At 72.9% G+C, this 17370-nt stretch carries 15 protein-coding genes; 4 read left to right on the forward strand and 11 right to left on the reverse strand.

Features of this window, described 5'->3' with window-relative positions; genetic code table 11:
- Positions 1-20 precede the first annotated feature (20 nt).
- From LPU43_RS09370 to LPU43_RS09395, 6 genes are all read right to left on the reverse strand, one after another.
- A complete protein-coding gene (locus LPU43_RS09370) occupies positions 21-1091 on the reverse strand; it encodes a BMP family lipoprotein (RefSeq protein WP_229399907.1) in 1071 nt (356 codons plus the stop codon).
- A gap of 275 nt (positions 1092-1366) precedes the next feature.
- Positions 1367-1708 (reverse strand): hypothetical protein, encoded by a 342-nt coding sequence (locus LPU43_RS09375; protein WP_229399845.1) that lies wholly within the window; start codon positions 1706-1708, stop codon positions 1367-1369.
- A gap of 197 nt (positions 1709-1905) precedes the next feature.
- A complete protein-coding gene (locus tag LPU43_RS09380; RefSeq protein ID WP_229399846.1) occupies positions 1906-3717 on the reverse strand; it encodes a glycoside hydrolase family 13 protein in 1812 nt (603 codons plus the stop codon).
- Between the two features lie 192 nt (positions 3718-3909).
- A complete protein-coding gene (locus LPU43_RS09385; protein ID WP_229399847.1) occupies positions 3910-4794 on the reverse strand; it encodes a sugar ABC transporter permease in 885 nt (294 codons plus the stop codon).
- Positions 4791-6431, reverse strand: coding sequence for an ABC transporter permease subunit (locus LPU43_RS09390; RefSeq protein WP_229399848.1), 1641 nt, complete (start codon positions 6429-6431; stop codon positions 4791-4793). The genes LPU43_RS09385 and LPU43_RS09390 overlap by 4 nt, the downstream gene beginning before the upstream one ends.
- Entirely contained in the window at positions 6431-7687 is a 1257-nt protein-coding gene (locus tag LPU43_RS09395; RefSeq protein WP_229399849.1) for a sugar ABC transporter substrate-binding protein, read from the reverse strand. Before LPU43_RS09395 ends, LPU43_RS09390 begins: the two co-directional genes overlap by 1 nt.
- 198 nt (positions 7688-7885) lie before the next feature.
- Between LPU43_RS09395 and LPU43_RS09400 the strand changes: the two genes are divergently transcribed.
- Both LPU43_RS09400 and LPU43_RS09405 read left to right on the forward strand, forming a co-directional pair.
- A complete protein-coding gene (locus LPU43_RS09400) occupies positions 7886-8968 on the forward strand; it encodes a LacI family DNA-binding transcriptional regulator (RefSeq protein WP_229399850.1) in 1083 nt (360 codons plus the stop codon).
- Positions 8969-9057: 89 nt separating this feature from the next.
- Positions 9058-10704: a glycoside hydrolase family 13 protein gene (locus LPU43_RS09405; protein WP_229399851.1), complete on the forward strand. Its 1647-nt coding sequence runs from the start codon at positions 9058-9060 to the stop codon at positions 10702-10704.
- Between the two features lie 106 nt (positions 10705-10810).
- Here the strand turns inward: LPU43_RS09405 and LPU43_RS09410 are convergent, their stop codons facing one another.
- From LPU43_RS09410 to LPU43_RS09430, 5 genes are all read right to left on the reverse strand, one after another.
- A complete protein-coding gene (locus LPU43_RS09410; protein WP_229399852.1) occupies positions 10811-11251 on the reverse strand; it encodes a hypothetical protein in 441 nt (146 codons plus the stop codon).
- A 76-nt stretch (positions 11252-11327) separates the two neighbouring features.
- The gene (locus LPU43_RS09415; RefSeq protein ID WP_229399853.1) at positions 11328-12251 is read right to left on the reverse strand and encodes a YhjD/YihY/BrkB family envelope integrity protein; all 924 of its coding nucleotides are present in this window, start codon (positions 12249-12251) and stop codon (positions 11328-11330) included.
- Between the two features lie 48 nt (positions 12252-12299).
- On the reverse strand, positions 12300-12905 hold the full coding sequence (locus tag LPU43_RS09420) for a 2'-5' RNA ligase family protein (RefSeq protein ID WP_229399908.1): 606 nt from the start codon (positions 12903-12905) through the stop codon (positions 12300-12302).
- Positions 12902-13924, reverse strand: coding sequence for a tryptophan--tRNA ligase (trpS, locus tag LPU43_RS09425; protein ID WP_229399854.1), 1023 nt, complete (start codon positions 13922-13924; stop codon positions 12902-12904). The genes LPU43_RS09420 and trpS overlap by 4 nt, the downstream gene beginning before the upstream one ends.
- 33 nt (positions 13925-13957) lie before the next feature.
- Positions 13958-14968, reverse strand: coding sequence for a hemolysin family protein (locus LPU43_RS09430; RefSeq protein ID WP_229399855.1), 1011 nt, complete (start codon positions 14966-14968; stop codon positions 13958-13960).
- A gap of 172 nt (positions 14969-15140) precedes the next feature.
- Here LPU43_RS09430 and galE point away from each other — a divergent pair, with 172 nt between their 5' ends.
- Together galE and galK are read left to right on the forward strand one after the other, a co-directional pair.
- Positions 15141-16124, forward strand: a complete 984-nt coding sequence (gene galE, locus LPU43_RS09435) for a UDP-glucose 4-epimerase GalE (protein ID WP_255684414.1) — start codon at positions 15141-15143, stop codon at positions 16122-16124.
- A complete protein-coding gene (gene galK, locus LPU43_RS09440; protein WP_229399856.1) occupies positions 16121-17323 on the forward strand; it encodes a galactokinase in 1203 nt (400 codons plus the stop codon). The genes galE and galK overlap by 4 nt, the downstream gene beginning before the upstream one ends.
- The last annotated feature ends 47 nt before the right edge of the window (positions 17324-17370 follow it).

Here is a 17370-nt window from a genome sequence, read left to right on the forward strand (position 1 = left end):
GGCGGGGGCCGGCGGAGCGGTCACTTGGTCGGCTGGGCCTTCGAGGTGACCGTGACGGTGCCGGCGGCGATGTCCGCCTTGAGCTTCTCGACCTCGGCCTTCAGCTCGGCCGGGACCTTGCTGTCGAACTCGTGGTACGGGGCGAGCGCGACGCCGTCGTTGGCCAGGGTGCCCACGAAGCCCGGGTTGGCCTCCAGCTTCGTGCCGCCGGCGGCCTTCGTCACGGCCTCCTGGACGGCGTCCGCGATGTTCTTGACCACGGTGGTCAGCAGCGCCGGGCAGTTCGGGGTGCTCTCGCAGCCGTCGGCGTCGACCCAGATGGCCGAGAACTTGCCGCCGGAGGCCTGGGCCGCCGCGGTGGTGCCGAGGCCCGCGCCGCCGGCGACCGGCATGATGATGTCCGCGCCCTGGGCGACCAGGGTGTCGGAGACCTTCTTGCCCTCGTCCTGCTTCTCGAAGGAGTTGGTGAAGGAGCCCTTCTGGGTCTCCTTGTTCCAGCCCAGCAACTGGACGTTCTTGCTCTTGACCTTGTTGTAGTGCGCGACGCCGTCGGCGAAACCGTCCATGAAGATGGTCACCGGCGGGATAGGCAGGCCGCCGTAGGTGCCGACCTTGCCGGTCTTGCTCATCCCGGCGGCCAGGTAGCCGGCCTGGAAGGCGGCCTGGGCGGTGTCGAACTGCATCGGGTAGACGTTCGCCTCCGCCGGCTTCGAGTCGACGATGGCGAACTGCTGGTTCGGGTTGGCCTTCGCGATCTTGGAGGTCGCGTCGGTCATCAGCCCGCCGACGGCCAGGATGAAGTCGCACTTCTGGTTGACGAACCCGGTCAGGTTGACCTCGTAGTCCGCCTCGGCCTTCGACGCGACGTACTTGACGTCGATGTTGCTGTTGGCCTTGTTGGCCTCCTGCAGGCCCTTCCAGGCGGAGCTGTTGAACGACTTGTCGTCGATGCCGCCGACGTCGGTCACCATGCAGGCGGTGTACTTCTTGGCGCCGGTGCCAGCGGCGTTGTTGTCGTCCTCGGGGGCCTCACCACACGCGGCGGCGCCCAGCACGAGCCCACCCGCCACGAAGGCGGAGGCGATCCGCATCCCACGCACAGAGCGCAAGACGTCTCCTTCCCATTGCACACCGCTCTGCGCGGTGGCAGCCCTTGAGCCGGCCTGCTTTCGCGCCGCCGGCGTCCCACGTTACGGACGGGAGCGTACGCCCGCGCCCACCCACCGGCCGACAATCGTGCACGACTGTTGAGTGCCTGTTACCCCTACGTAACCCTTGGGTGGGGCAGATCACTCCGCACGCCGACGGCCGGCCCGGCAGGCGTCACGGGCGTCCCGTTTCCGCGACCGTTCCCCCGGTCGGCGCGTCACCTCCAGAAGACCGCGACCGCCGCGTTGACCAGGGTCAACCCGGCGATGGCGAGGAAGTGTCCACGGTTGACCGACTCCCGCTTACGGGAGAAGAAGACCATGACGAAGATCAGCAGCGCGAGCACCAACTTGGTAACAAGTTTTGCCGGGTCGGGCTCGTCGCCGTCACGCAACGGGGCGGACAGGCCGATACCGGTCAGCAGGCCGATGATCGAGCCCCAGAGCATCGCGGCGTTGATCCGCAGCCGGCCGCCGACGTACTGGGCGACCGTGCCGCCGAGCAGCAGCGCGAACCCGATCAGATGGACGTAGAGAAGTACGAGTCGAAGAGCTTCCACCCCTCCATCCTCCCTCATCAACGACGCTTCGTAGTAGCCGCGTGCGACAGTCAGGGGTCCCGGTTCCGCTCCTGCGCCCTCGCACCCGACGATCCGTCCGCCCCCCGTGCAAGGAAGGGCCCCCTGTTAACACGTAGGCGTGAGAGGGGTTCCCTTCTCTACCGCAGGCGTTAATAGGGGGCCCTTCCTTACACCAGCTACACGCGCCAGACCTGGAAGGTGGGGCCGTCGGCGGGGAGCGTGACCGTGCCGTCGGCGTCCGGGCGTAGGGCGGGCGCGCCGCCGTAGACGTTCTCCCCCGCCGGCAGCCCGGCGAGCCGGATCGGGGTGCCGGCCGCCCGCCGGGCCAGCACCAGCAGCGAGCCGTCCGGCGACTCGCGGAGGAAGGCCAGGGTGTCCGCGTCGGCGTACACCCGGCGCAGGCCGCCGTGGCGCAGCGCCGGCTCGGCCCGGCGCAGCGCGACCAGCGACCGGTACGCCGCGAACGTCCCCACGTCCCAGCTCTCCGGCCGGTGCCACGGCATCGGGGTACGCGACCCCTCCCCGTTCGTGCCGGTCAACCCCAGCTCGTCCCCCGCGAAGATCACCGGGGTGCCCGGCATGGTGGCGAGCAGGCCGGCCGCCACCTCCTGCCGGGCGGCGTCGCCGACGACGGTGCGGATGCGGGCGGAGTCGTGCGAGCCGAGGAGCTGCCACGAGTGCGTGTACGACCGCCAGGAGACCAGCGAGCGGTAGACGTCCATGGTCGCCAGCACCGCGTGGGCGTCCCGCCGCCGGACGCCGCCGGGGGTGCCGAGGAAGTTCGGCACGGGGTCGTCGCCGTGGCGCAGCCAGGACCAGACGGGGTCGGTGAAGCCGACGTAGTTCATGGTGCCGTGCCAGCCGTCGTGGTCCAGGTCGCCGGTGTGGTCGTGGCCGTGCTCGGCCAGCACCAGCCCGTCGGGGCGGGTCTGCGCGACCGTCTCGCGCAGCAGCCGCGCCACCTCGTGGGTGTACGCGTCCGCACCCCGCCGGCCGGTCATGTTCGCCACGTCCACCCGCCACCCGTCCAGCGAGTACGGGGGACGCAGCCAGCGGCGCAGCAGCGCCTCCGGCGCGGTGGCGAAGCGGCGGCGCAGCTCGGCGCTGCCCCAGTTCAGCTTCGGCAGCGACCTGACCCCGTTCCAGGACTCGTAGTCCTGGCCGGGCAGGTCGAAGTAGTACAGCTCCCGCTCGGGGGCGCGCGGGTCGGCGAGCGCGGCGGTGAACCAGTGGTGGGCGTCGCCGGTGTGGTTGCTGGTGATGTCGCCGAGCAGCCGCCAGCCCCGGGCGTGCACGGCGTCGGCGAGCCGGGCCAGGGCGGCGTCGCCGCCGAGCAGCGGGTCGACCGTGTCGAAGCTGGTCGCGTCGTACCGGTGGTTGGAGCGGGCCGGGAAGACCGGTGTCAGGTAGACGGTGTTCACGCCGAGCCGGTCGAGGTGGTCGAGCCGCTCGGCGATGCCGTCGAGGTCGCCGCCGTAGAACTGGCGCGGGGTCTCGGGGCCGCGCCCGATCACGGGGGTGTCCCAGTCGCAGGGGATCGCCCAGTCGGGGGCGGGTCGGCCGTCGGCGGCGGCCGAGCGGGCGAACCGGTCGGGGAAGATCTGGTAGATCACCGCGTCCCGGGCCCAGGCCGGCGGCGGGGCGTGGGTGACCAGCTTGAAGTCGCCGTTGTCCGGCACGTCGTGGTCGGCGAGGCCGGCGGCGTTGAGCCACCGGCCGCCCCGGGCGCCGTCGAGCAGGAACCGGTAGTTGCTGACCGGGTTGCGCGCCTCGACGTCGGCGCGCCACCAGACGTCGCCGCCGGCGCGGCGGTCGACGACGGCCTCGGCGAAGCGCGGCTCGCCGTCCCCGGTGGTGCGGACGTGCACGGCGCGCACGTCGGCCCCGGCGGGGACCCGGACGAAGACCGGAACGGTCTCGCCCAGCGCGGGCTCCTGCTGCGGGACGTAGGTGGCGGAGCCGTCGTGGTGCGGCTGCGGGGTGGTCATGGGCGGGGGTCCTTCCGGGTCCGATCCGGTACGGGGAGAGGTCGGCCACCGTCGGACGGTGGCCGTCGAGTGCTCCGGTGTACGTCGCCGAACGCCGACGCCCTTGCCGCAGCGGGGCCGTCGCGGCCGGTCGGGTGACCGGCCGCGACGCCCGAGCCGAGGAGGCTCAGCCGGTGCGAGCCGAGGGGAGGCTCAGCCCTTCACCGCCCCGGCGGTGAGGCCGGAGACGATGTAGCGCTGGAGGAACTGGAAGACCAGCACCGTGGGGACCGCCGTGAACAGGGTCGCCGCCGCGAAGATCCCGAAGTTGTTGTTGCGCTCGTTGCCCTGGAGCATCCCGTACATGCCGACGGCCAGCGTCTTCGAGTCGGTGTCGGTCAGGAAGACGTTCGCCATCAGGAACTCGTTGACGGTGCTGATGAAGGCGAGCAGGCCCGTCACCGCCAGGATCGGCGCCACCAGCGGCAGCATGATGCGGAAGAAGATCTGGGCGTGGCTGGCGCCGTCCACCGTGGCCGACTCGTCCAGCTCCCGGGGCAGGGTGTCGAAGAAGCCCTTCATCAGCCAGGTGTTCACGCCGAGCGCGCCGCCGAGGTAGAGCAGCAGCAGGCCCCACGGCGTGTTGAAGCCGATCGACGGCCACAGGTCGGTGATCGTGCCGAAGATCAGGAAGATGGCCACGATCGCCAGGAACTGCGGGAACATCTGGATCAGCAGCAGCGACAGCAGCCCGACCCGCCGGCCCCGGAAGCGCATCCGGGAGAAGGCGTACGCCGCCAGCGAGGACAGGAAGACCGACGCGAACGAGGCGACCCCGGCGATCAGCAGCGAGTTGAGGAACCACCGCCCGAACGCGGTGCGCTCGAACAGCTCGCCGAAGTTGCCGAAGGAGACCCCCTCGGTGGGCACCAGGTCCGTGGAGGAGAGGGTGCCCAGCGGGTTGAGCGCCGCGGAGAGCACGAACACGATCGGGAAGAGGCTGAACAGCACCCCGAGCACGCCGACGAGGTGCCGCCAGCCGACCCGGGCGAACCAGCGGTTGCGCCGCCGGCCGGGGGCCTCGGTGCGGGTGGTCACGAGTACACCTCCTCCTGCTTGCGGGTGCGCCGGAAGCTCACCGCGGACACCACCGCGACGATGGTGAAGATGAACAGCGAGATCGCCGCCGCGAAGCCGAACTCCGCGCCCTGCGCGCCGAACGCCAGCCGGTAGGTGTAGGTGATCAGCAGGTCGGTCGCGCCGTTGGTCGGGTTGTCCGCCGGGAAGGGCGCGCCCTCGGTGGTCAGGTAGATCGCGTTGAAGTTGTTGAAGTTGTACGCGAACGACGAGATCAGCAGCGGGGAGAGCGCGACCAGCAGCAGCGGCAGGGTGACCGAGCGGAACGTCTGCCAGGGCGAGGCCCCGTCGACGGCGGTGGCCTCGGTCAGCTCGCTGGGGATCGCCTGCAACGCGCCGGTGGCGACCAGGAACATGTACGGGTAGCCGAGCCAGAGCTGCACCAGGATCACCGCGAAGCGGGCGGTCCAGTCGTGCCCGAACCAGTCGACGCCCAGCCCGAACAGGTTGTTGATCAGGCCGAAGTCGGTGTTGAACATGTCCCGCCAGACCAGCAGCATCGCGAACGACGGCATGGCGTACGGCAGGATCAGCAGCACCCGGTAAAAGTTGGTGCCGCGCATCCGGGGCGAGTGCAGCGCCAGCGCGATGAACATGCCGAGCAGGAAGGTGCCCCCGGTCGAGCCGATCGCGAAGGCGAAGTTCCAGATCAGCGTGCCGAGGAACGGCCCGGAGATGTTCTCGTCGGTGAGCACCCGGGTGAAGTTCGACAGGCCGACGGTGACCTTCCAGCCCTGGGCGAGGCGCTCGCCGTCGGCGGCGACGAAAGCGCCGGTGGACTCGTCGGCCTTCCACGTCTTCCCGGTCTCGGTGTCGCGGATGCAGTCGCACCCCGCGTCGTACGCCCGGATCGCCTTGCCCTCGTAGGCGCGGGACAGGCCCGACGAGCGCAGCGCGCCGCCGGGGGTCGGCACCACCAGGTCGGTGATCTCCTGGCTGCGGGCGCTGGCCTGGCCGAAGTTGAGCACCGTGTAGCCGTCGGCGGCGGTGACCTTCCCGCCCGGCGCGACGGTCACGTCGGCGGCGGGAAGCTGGCGCAGCCCGCCGGCGTCCCCGGCGGAGACCGTGCCGGTGTTCGGGTCGGTGACCAGGAAGACCAGCGGGCCGGTGGCCGGGGCGCCCTCGGTGGCGATCGACAGGGCGTACTCGGTCGAGCCGGGCACCTGCTTGACCGACGCGGTCTGGATGGCGACGACCGCGTCGTCCTTGCTGCCGCGGTGGCCGTCGCCGAAGTTCGTGAACGCGGTGCTCGCGGTGTAGAGCACCGGCAGGACCTGGAAGGCGATGAGGAACAGCGTGCCGGGGACCAGGTACTTGGCCGGGATGTGCCGGCGGGTGAGGTAGAGGTAGCAGAGCCCGGCGGTGGTGGCGGCCAGCAGCCCCAGCCCCACCCAGTTGGCGGCCTCGACGAGCGGGAAGGCCGCCCAGACCGCGATGCCGATGACCAGGCCGAGCAGGACCACCTTGACGGCGAGGCCGGTCACGGTGACCGACGCGTCGTTCCGCGCAGTGCGGGGGGTGCGCGGGAGCCCGGAGCCGGCGGGCTCCCGGCCCGGGTTCCGTGTGGCGGAACCCGGGCCGGACAGCTTCGCGCTCATTACTTGATCTGACCGGAGATCGTCTTGCCGGCGGCGGTGATCGTCTTGGCGGGGTCGGCGCCACCGATGACGGCGGCCTCGGCCTTGCCGAACGGGTCCCAGATCGCGGCCATGGCCGGGATCGCCGGGAGCACCTGGCCGTTCTTGCCGGCCTCGGTGAACTTCACCAGGTCCGGGTCGTTGCCCTTGACCTGGTCCAGCGCGGCGGTCAGCGCCGGCGGGCGCGGCTCGGCGTTGTACAGGGCCACGGCCAGTTCCGGCTTGGTGGTGTAGTTCGCCACGAACTCCTGGGCGAGGGCCTTGTTCTTGCCCTTGGCCGCCACGTAGAAGGCCTGGACGCCAACGAACGGCTGGGCCTCCTTGCCACCGGCGAAACCGGGGAAGGGGGAGATGTCGTACGAGATGCCGGCCTTCTTGACGTCGACGGTGGCCCACGGGCCGGAGGCGAGGTAGGCGCACTTCTTGCCGGTGAAGGTGGCGATCGAGTTGGTGTCGGCGATGGAGCGCTTCAGCACGCCCTCGCCCTTCTCGCCGAGCGCGCCGATCTTCTTGAACGCCTCGATCGACTCCGGCTTGCCCACGCCCAGGTCCTTCGGGTCGTAGTCCCCGTTGGCGCCGGTGCCGAAGAGGTAGCCGCCGCCCGAGGTGTACAGCGGGTAGATGTGGTAGGCGTCGCCGTTCTGGCCGACCTGGAGGCAGAGCGTCTCGGTGACCTTCTTCTCGGCCTTGAGCTTCTTGCCGGTGGCGACCAGGTCCTCGATCGTCTTCGGCGCCTCGGGGGCCAGGTCGGTGTTGCGAATCAGCGCCAGGTTCTCCTGCGCGTAGGGCACGCCGTAGAGCTGGCCGTTGAAGGTCACGGCCTTGATCGCGGTCTCGTTGAACGCGGCCTTCTGCTCGGCGGCGAGCTGCACCGGCTCGATGGCGCCGTTCTGGACCATGTTGCCGATCCAGTCGTGCGCGCCGACCACCACGTCCGGGCCGCTGCCCTGCTGCGAGGCGGTGACGAAGTTGGTCTGAAGGTCCTTGGAGACGGCCTGGACCTCGACGGTCACGCCGTTGTCCTGGCCGAACTTCTCGGCGAACGGCTTCAGGGCGGCGGTCCGCTTGTCGTCGGCCCAGATCACCAGCTTGCCGCCGGCGGCACCGGCGGACTCCTTCGCCGCCGGCGTGCTGCTGTCGTCGTCGCCGCCACCACAGCCCGAGGCGGCCAGCGCCAGGCCGAGGACGGCGACCACACCCGCGGTACGGATGCGCATCGGTACTCCTGTCGTCACGGCGGCGCCGTCGGGGTAGGGGCGGCCCGCCAGGGGGAACGTCGTTGTTTCCTGCTGCCGGCGCCGAACTGCCTGCGCCGCTCGTTGCGCGTGTTGCGGCGACGTTAGCAAGGGGTTTCAGTAAATGGAAGCTCTTGCAGCAGCGTACGCAAGAAGTTGGCCGTGGGCTAAAGTGCGGCCATGCGCGCTCGACTGTCCGACATCGCCCAACAGGCCGAAGTCAGCGAGGCCACGGTGTCGCGGGTGCTCAACGATCGCCCCGGCGTGGCCCCCGAGACCCGGCAGGCCGTCCTCACCGCCCTGGACGTGCTCGGCTACGAGCGCCCGGCCCGGCTGCGCAAGCGCAGCGCCGGCCTCGTCGGGCTGGTGGTGCCGGAGCTGGACAACCCCATCTTCCCGGCGTTCGCGCAGGTGATCGAGTCGACGCTGGCGCAGAGCGGGTTCACGCCGGTGCTGTGCACCCAGACCCCCGGCGGGGTCACCGAGGACGAGTACGTCGAGATGCTGCTCGACCGCCAGGTCTCCGGCATCGTCTTCGTCTCCGGGCTGCACGCCGACACCGCCGCCAGCCACGACCGCTACCGCGCGCTGATCGCCCGGCCGCTGCCGGTCGTCATGATCAACGGGTACGTCCCGGGCATCGCGGCGCCCTTCGTCTCCTGCGACGACCGGGAGGCCACCGAGCTGGCCGTCGCCCACCTGGTGGCCCTCGGGCACCGCCGGATCGGCCTGGTCACCGGCCCGGACCGGTTCGTGCCGGTGCAGCGCCGGGTGGCGGGCTGGCGGGCCGCGATGGGTCGCCTGGTCGGCCCGTCCGAGGCGGAGCTGGCCGAGCTGGCGGAGCTGACCCTGTTCGGGGTGGAGGGGGGCGAGGCGGCGGCCGGGCGGCTGCTGGAGCGCGGTGTGACCGGCCTGGTCTGCGGCTCCGACCTGATGGCGCTCGGCGCGATCCGGGCGGCCCGGCAGCGCGGCCTGTCCGTTCCGGGCGACCTGTCGGTGGTCGGGTACGATGACTCGCCCCTGATGGCGTTCACCGACCCGCCGTTGACCACGATGCGCCAGCCGGTGGCCGCGATGGCGGTGGCCGCCGTCCGGGCCCTGGTCGACGAGATCAACGGGCACGCCGCGCCGCACTCGGAGTACCTGTTCCAGCCCGAGCTGGTGGTGCGCGGCTCCACGGCGGTGGCCCGCCAGGGCGGCGGGTCGGCGGGCGGCCCGGCCCCGCAGCGCCCGTCCCCCTCGGCGCTCGCCGTCTCCGCCTGAGCCACTCGACCGGCGTCATCTCCGGCGGCGTCATTTCTTGCGCAAATCCTGCTTGACTCTTGCAGCAACCGGGCGGCATCCTGCTCTGCATGACCGCCAGCAACCCCCCGCCGCTGACCTCCGACGCCGACTGGTGGCGCTCCGCGGTCGTCTACCAGGTCTACGTCCGCAGCTTCGCCGACTCCGACGGGGACGGCGTCGGCGACCTCCAGGGCATCCGCGAGCGCCTGCCGTACCTGCGCGACCTCGGGGTGGACGCGCTCTGGCTGACCCCCTTCTACACCTCGCCTATGGTCGACGGCGGCTACGACGTGGCCGACTACCGCAACGTGGACCCGATGTTCGGCACGCTCGCCGACTTCGACGCCATGATCACCGACGCGCACGCCCTCGGCCTGCGGCTCATCGTCGACATCGTGCCGAACCACACCTCCGACCGGCACCCGTGGTTCGCCGCCGCGCTCGCCGCCGGCCCCGGCTCGCCGGAGCGGGCCCGCTACCTGTTCGCCGACGGCAGGGGCGAGCACGGCGAGCTGCCGCCGAACGACTGGGAGAGCATCTTCGGCGGCCCGGCCTGGACCCGGGTGCCCGACGGCCAGTGGTACCTGCACCTGTTCGACCCCGCCCAGCCCGACCTGAACTGGCGGCACCCCGAGGTCCGCGCCGAGTTCGAGGACGTCCTGCGCTTCTGGCTCGACCGGGGCGTGGACGGGTTCCGCATCGACGTCGCCCACGGCATGATCAAGGCCGAGGGGCTGCCGGACGTCGGCTTCAACACCATGACCACCGGTCGACGCCAGTCGGAGCTGCTCGGCAAGGGCCGCCTGCCGTACTTCGACCAGGACGAGGTGCACGAGATCTACCGCGCCTGGCGGCCCATCCTGGACAGCTACCCCGGCGGCCGGATGGCGGTCGCCGAGGCGTGGGCCGAGACGCCGCAGCGACTGGCCCGCTACATCGGCCCGGACGAGCTGCACCAGGCGTTCAGCTTCGACTTCCTCGACGCCACCTGGTCGGCCGACTCGTTCCGCAAGGTCGTCGACACCGCGCTGGCCGAGGCGACCATCGTCGGCGCGCCCACCACCTGGGTGCTGTCCAACCACGACAAGCAGCGGCACGTCACCCGGTACGGCGACGGCGAGGTCGGCCTGCGCCGGGCCCGCGCCGCCAGCCTGCTGATGCTCGCCCTGCCCGGCTGCGCGTACGTCTACCAGGGCGAGGAGCTGGGCCTGCCCGAGGTGCTCGACCTCCCCGACGAGCTGCGCCAGGACCCGTCGTTCCTGCGCACCGGCGAGAGCCGGGACGGCTGCCGGGTGCCGATCCCGTGGGGTGGCCAGCTCCCCCCGTACGGCTTCGGGCCCGACGGTGGGCGACCGGGCTGGCTGCCGGCCCCCGCCACCTGGGCCGCCCTCTCCGTCGCCGCCCAGGACGGGGTGCCCGGCTCGACCCTGGAGCTGTACCGCACTGCGCTGCGCGTCCGGCGCGAGCACCCCGCGCTCGCCCGCGACGCCGGCGGCGTGACCTGGCTGGAGAGCGCCGGCCCCGGGGTGCTGGCCTTCCGCCGCGACGGCGGCGGCGCGGAGCTGACCTGTGTGGTCAACATCAGCGACGCCCCGGTCCTGATCGACGGGTACGGCCGGCCGGTCGCCGCCAGCGCCGAGCTGACCGAGGAGGGCACCGGGCACGTCCTACCGGTCGACGCCGCAGCGTGGTTCGACCGGCCCTCGGCCGGGTAATCCGCCAGCAACCCCGGTCGCCCGTCGTGCCCCGCGCCGACGGGCGGCTGGGTTCTTCCGCCCCTCGCGGCGGGCGGGTCGGGAAGCCGACGAGCCGTCTGGGGCCTCAGCGCCCCCGCTCGGTGAGCAGCCGGGCGATCCGGGCGAAGCCGGCGCGCAGCTCGGCCTCGTCCGGGGCCGGGCGGGGGCCGGGGTGCTCGTCGACCTCGGCGGCCTCCAGCTCGTCGTCGATCACGTCGTCGAAGTCGCCGTAGAGGTCGGCCGCCTCGATCCGGGCCGCCTCGTCCTCGGCGGCGACCTGGGCGGCGGCGATCTCGCCACGGACCTCGTCGGGCGACAGGGCGGGCACCAGGGGCTCGACCACCGCCATGAGCTGCTCCTCGGCCACCACCGCCTCGGCCAGGGCCAGCGCGTGCGGCCGTTCGTACGGGCCGCAGACCACCGGCTCCCACTCGTCGGCGTCGCCGAGGGGCCCGAAGGTGATGATCCACGGCAGGCCGAGCATCGGCGAGTCGTCCGGCAGGTCCAACGTCACGAGAGCGCCCACGCGCCCATCATGGTCGGTTCTCACGTTCGACGGTGCGGCATTTGCCCTAATTGCCCGCTGTTCAGCCGTCGGATCGTCATCCCGCTCCCCCGGGCGCGCCCGGGTCGGTGTCGGCGTCGAGGTCGGCCGGCGCGGGACCCTCGGCCAGGTCCACCACCCGGCCGTACGGGCTGGTGGCGGCGAGCGCCGCGCCGAAGAGGACGAGCTGGTTGAGCAGGTACAGGTAGAGCAGCACCCCCACCGCCCCCGCCACCACCGTGTACGCCGGGTTCCGCTCGGTGCGCACCACGTAGTACCGCCCGACGGTGTTGAGCAGTGTGATGCCGACGGCGACGAGGAGCACCACCGGGCGCAGCCGGCGGCGGCTCATCCGCAACCGGGGCACCACCACCAGCAGCGCCGTCGCCAGCACCGCGTTGACCAGCACGCTGAGCACCGCGCTCACCACCGTCAGGCCCGCCGAGCCGGTGCTGCGCAGCAGGAAGCGCAGCAGCGACTCCAGCGCGTCCACGGCGGCCACCGAGATGCCCAGCATCACGAACACCAGCAGCAGCACGCCGAGGTCGACCAGCCGCCGCACCACCAGGTTGCCGGGCTGCTGGTTCAGCCCGTACAGCAGCCGCTGCGACGACCGGATCGCCTCCACCCAGCCGATCCCGGTGAAGACCAGGATGACCAGCCCCACCACCCCGACCGTGCCGCTGCTCCGGGCGATCTGCTCCGGGTCGAGGAAGGGCAGGTTCTCCGCGAGGAAGTCGTCCGCCGCCCGGCTGACCTCCCGGTTGTCCTCCAGGATCGCCCCGAAGACCGAGTACGCGACCAGCGCGAGCGCGAAGACCGCGAAGAACCCGTAGTACGCGATGGCCGCCGCCAGCCGCCCGGCGAGCAGGTCGGCGTAGAGCGTCCCGGCCCGCCACACGTGGTCGAACGTCCGCCACCGGCGGCGCGCGGCGGACACCCGCCGGTCGACGCTGGCCTCGATCCGCCCGATCAGGTTCACGCCGTCATCCTCGCCGATGCGTCGCCGACGCGCCGAGGGCCCGCCGGATCAGCCGCCGAGGAGGAAGTCGCGGCGCGGCTGCCACCGGGTCGCGCCGCTGTGCGAGAAGAGGGTGAACGAGCCCACCTCGAACATGGCCGAGAAGTCCGCCAGGTCCTCGTACACCCGGTCCAGCGCCTCCGGCGCGACGTCCTGCGCCACGGTGACGTGCGGGTGGTACGGGAAGCGGGTCTCCCGGTGCAGCTCGGGGGCCGCGTTGATCGCGGCGGCGAGCAGCTCGCACTCGCTGATCCCGGCGGCCACCGCCACGAACACCACCTGGGTCACCGGGCGGAACGTGCCGGTCCCCCGCAGGTGCAGGGTGAACGGCAGGTGGGCGGCGGCCACGGCGGCGAGGTGCCGCTCGACCGCCGGCAGCGCGGCCGACGGGATCTCGGTGGGGCCGAGCAGCGTCACGTGCGCGGGCACCACCAGGGCGTCGCCGGCCTCCGCCCGCCGCCGGGTGAGCATCCCGCCCCACGGCTCCGGGATGTCCACGGCGATCCCGATCTGTATGGTGTCGCCGGCCTCCGGCGCCCCGTCCCTGCGCTCCACGCTCCGCGCCACCCCTCCGGCCGCCGACCCGTCCCGCCCGTACCCGCCCGCGCCGGCTATCCGTGGACCGGCGGGAAGAACCCGACCCGCTCGTACACCTTCCGGATCGTCGCCGAGGCCACCGCGCGGGCCCGCTCCGCGCCGCCCGCCAGCAGCTTGTCGAGCTGCGCCGGGTCGTCCAGGTACGCCCGGGTGCGCTCCTGGATCGGCGTGACGAACTCCCGGACCACCTCGCCGAGGTCCTTCTTCAGGTCGCCGTACCCCTTGCCCGCGTACGCGGCCACCAGGTCGTCGATGCTCCGCCCGGTCAGGGCCGAGTAGATGGTGAGGAGGTTGGACACGCCCGGCTTGGTCTCGGCGTCGAAGACGATCTCGCGGCCGGTGTCGGTGACCGCCGAGCGGATCTTCTTGGCCGAGCGGGCCGGCTCCTCCAGCAGCTCGATGATGCCCGCCGGCGAGGACGACGACTTCGACATCTTCGCCGTCGGCTCCTGCAGGTCGGTGATCTTCGCGGTGTCCTTCACGATGTGCGGCGCGGGGATCGTGAACGTGCGGCCGAACTGGTTGTTGAACCGCTGCGCCAGGTCGCGGGAGAGCTCCAGGTGCTGGCGCTGGTCCTCCCCCACCGGCACCGCGTCGGCCCGGTAGAGCAGGATGTCGGCGGCCATGAGGACCGGGTACGTGAAAAGGCCGACGGTGGCCCGGTCGCTGCCCTGCTTCTGCGACTTGTCCTTGAACTGGGTCATCCGGCCGGCCTCGCCGAAGCCGGTGATGCAGCCGAGCACCCAGGCGAGCTGCGCGTGCTCGGGCACCTGCGACTGGAAGAACAGGGTGCTGCGCTCCGGGTCGACGCCGACGGCCAGGAGCTGCGCGGCGGCGGTCCGGGAGCGCCGCCGGAGCACCTTCGGGTCGTGCCCGACGGTGATGGCGTGCTGGTCCACCACGCAGTAGAAGGCGTCGTGGGTGTCCTGCAACGCCACCCAGTGCCGCACCGCGCCCAGGTAGTTGCCGAGGTGGAACGAGTCAGCCGTCGGCTGGATGCCGGAGAAGACGCGGGGGCGGGCGGGTACGTCGGACATGGCGGCAATTGTGTCAGCAACCCCCGGCGTACGTCATGACGGGCCGGCGGGTCGGCCCTCCACCGCCCCCACCGGGGCGCTCACCTCGCGCCGCGGCTCGGGCAGCCGCACTGCGGCGACCGCGAGCCGGGACACCCGGCGCCCCTCCAGCGCGAGCACCCGCAGCAGCCACCCGCCCGGCGGCGCGCCGTCGTCGTGCGGGCCGGGGACTACCGGCACCTCGTCCCCGGCGACCGGCAGCCGGCCCAGCGCGGCCATCACGTACCCGCCGACCGTCTCGTACGGGCCGGGGGCCAGCCGGACCCCGGTGCGCTCGGCGAAGTCGGCGAGGTTGAGCCGGCCGTCGACCACGGCGGGCAGCCCGGCCAGCGCCGGCCCCCAGGGCCCGTCGCGCCCGTCGTGGATCTCGCCGACCAGCTCCTCGATCAGGTCCTCGCAGGTGACGATGCCGGCGGTGCCGCCGTACTCGTCGACCACCACCGCCAGGTGGTGCCCCTCCCGGCGCATCTCGGTCAGCGCGGCCAGCACCCGCTTGCTGCCGGGGAGCTGCTTCACCTCGCGGGTCAGCTCGCCGACCGTGGTGCGCGGGTCGAGATCGGGGCGCAGCAGCACGTCGCGCAGGTGCACGAAGCCGACCACGTCGTCGTGGGTGCCGTCGACCACCGGGTACCGGGTGTGCGTCTCGGCCAGCACCAGCCGCTCCGCCTCGGCGACGGTCAGCCCGGCGGAGAGGAACGCCACCTCGGTGCGGGGCATCATCACCTCGCGCACCAAGCTCGCCCCGGCGACCAGCACCTCGTCGATGATCCGCCGCTCGTCGGCGTCGATGACCGTGTTGGCGGCGACCAGGTCCCGCAGGTCCGCCTCGCTGATCCGCTCCCGGCCCTCCGCCGGGCTGGCCCCGAGCAGGTCGGTGACCAGCCGGGTCGCGCCGTCGGCGGCCCGGACCACCAGCCGGGCCACGGCGCGCGCCAGTGGCCCCGGCTCGCGTCGGGCCCGCCCCGGCGGCCGTCGCCGGGGCCCGGGATTGCCCGCCTCCCGCATGACAGTAGATGGTAGGGCCCCCGAGGGGCCCCGCACAGCACACCGGCACGGAGCGGAGCCGGTCGGTCACGGCGGACCGTGCCGGGGCGACGCGGCGCGCCGCCACCTCCCACGGCCGTAGGGTGACCACGAACGGTCGCGGCAAAGGCGCGGCCAGGCGGGAGGACCGGACGTGAAACTGCTCGTCACCGGCGGTGCCGGCTACATCGGCAGCGTGGTGACCCGGATGCTGCTCGACGCGGGTCACGAGGTGGTCGTCCTCGACGACCTGCGCACCGGGCACCGGGAGGCGCTCGCCCCGGAGGCGACCTGGGTCGACGCGCCAGTCCACGACGCCGCCCGGGTGCTCACCCGCGGGGCGGGCTTCGACGGGGTGCTGCACTTCGCGGCCCTGATCGCCGCCGGGGAGTCCATGGTCCGGCCCGAGCTGTACTGGCAGAACAACACCGTCGGCTCGCTCGCCCTGATCGACGCCGTCCGGGCCGCCGGCGTGCCCCGGCTCGTCTTCTCCTCCACCGCCGCCGTCTACGGCAACCCGACCGAGCTGCCCATCCCGGAGACCGCCGTCACGGCCCCCACCAACACGTACGGGGCCACCAAGCTCGCCGTCGACATGGCGCTCACCTCCGAGGCGATCGGGCACGGCCTGGCCGCCGTCTCGCTGCGCTACTTCAACGTCGCCGGGGCGTACCTGCGCGGCGACCTCGCCATCGGCGAGCGGCACGACCCCGAGACCCACCTCATCCCGATCGCCCTCGACGTGGCCGCCGGCCGGCGGGAGAAGCTCCAGCTCTTCGGCGACGACTATCCCACCGTCGACGGCACCTGCGTGCGCGACTACATCCACGTCGCGGACCTGGCCCGCGCCCACCTGCTGGCGCTGACCGCCACCACGCCCGGCCGGCACCGCGTCTACAACCTGGGCAACGGCGCCGGGTTCAGCAACCGGCAGGTCGCCGACGTGGTCCGCGAGGTCACCGGCCACCCGCTGCCCGTCGAGGTGGCCCCCCGCCGCGAGGGCGACCCGGCCGAACTGGTCGCCTCCTCCGCGCTGGCCCGCGAGGAGCTGGGCTGGGTGCCCGAGAAGCCGACCCTGCACGACATGGTCGGCGACGCCTGGGCCTTCTACCGCGCCCACGTCCTGGAGCGCCCGTGACCGACCGGGCCGGGGAGGTCGCCGACCCCGCCCCGGCGGACCCGGGCAGGGACGTCGCCGGCCGCGCCGCCGCCGGCTTCCTCCACCGGTACGGCGAGCCCCCCGCCGGCCGCTGGGCCGCCCCCGGCCGGGCCAACCTGATCGGCGAGCACACCGACTACAACGACGGCTTCGTGCTGCCCTTCGCCCTGCCGCTGCGCACCGTCGTCGCCGCCGCGCCGCGCGACGGCGCACGCTGGAGCGTCTGCTCGGAGTTCTCCGAGCACCCCGCCGAGTTCGGCGCGGACGAGGTCGCCGCGCCGGGCCGGGTCACCGGCTGGGCCGCGTACGTGGCCGGGGTGGTCTGGGCGCTGCGCGAGGCCGGCCACGACGTGCCCGGCGCGCGGCTGGCCGTCGCCTCCGACGTGCCGGTCGGCTCCGGGCTCTCCTCCTCCGCCGCCCTGGAGGCCGCCGTGCTGGCCGCCCTGGTCGACCTCGGCGGGCTGGAGCTGACCGCCGAGCAGCTCCCGAGGCTCGCCCAGCGGGCCGAGAACGCCTACGTCGGCGCGCCCACCGGAATCATGGACCAGTCGGCGGTGATCCGCTGCCGGGCCGGCCACGCCCTGTTCCTCGACTGCCGCACCGAGGCCGTCGAGCACATCCCGTTCGACCTGGCCGCCGCCGGCCTGGCCGTGCTGGTCGTCGACACCCGGGCCCCGCACCGGCACGCCGACGGCGAGTACGCCTCCCGCCGCGCCGCCTGCGAGTCCGCCGCCGAGCTGCTCGGGGTGCCCGCCCTGCGGGACGTGCCGGCGGCCGACCTCGGCGCGGCCCTCGCCCGGCTCGACGACGACGAGACCCGCCGCCGGGTCCGACACGTCGTCACCGAGGACCAGCGGGTGCTCGACACCGTCGAGCTGCTGCGGGCCGGCCGGATCCGCGACGTCGGCCCGCTGCTGACCGCCTCGCACGCCTCGATGCGCGACGACTTCGAGATCACCGTGCCGGAGGTCGACACGGCGGTCGAGGCGGCGCTGGCGGCCGGGGCGTACGGGGCCCGGATGACCGGGGGCGGCTTCGGCGGCTGCGTCCTCGCCCTGGTCGACGCCGCCCGCGCCGACGCGACGGCGGACGCCGTCGCGTCGGCCTACGCCGAACGCGGCTACCGGACCCCCCGCTTCCACCGGGCCACCCCCGCCCCCGGCGCCCACCGCTTGTAAGGAAGGGCCCCCTGTTAACGCATTCGGTATAGGAAGGGGCCCCTCCT

Source organism: Micromonospora okii (assembly GCF_020884795.1).
Classification (GTDB): Bacteria; Actinomycetota; Actinomycetes; order Mycobacteriales; family Micromonosporaceae; genus Micromonospora; species Micromonospora okii.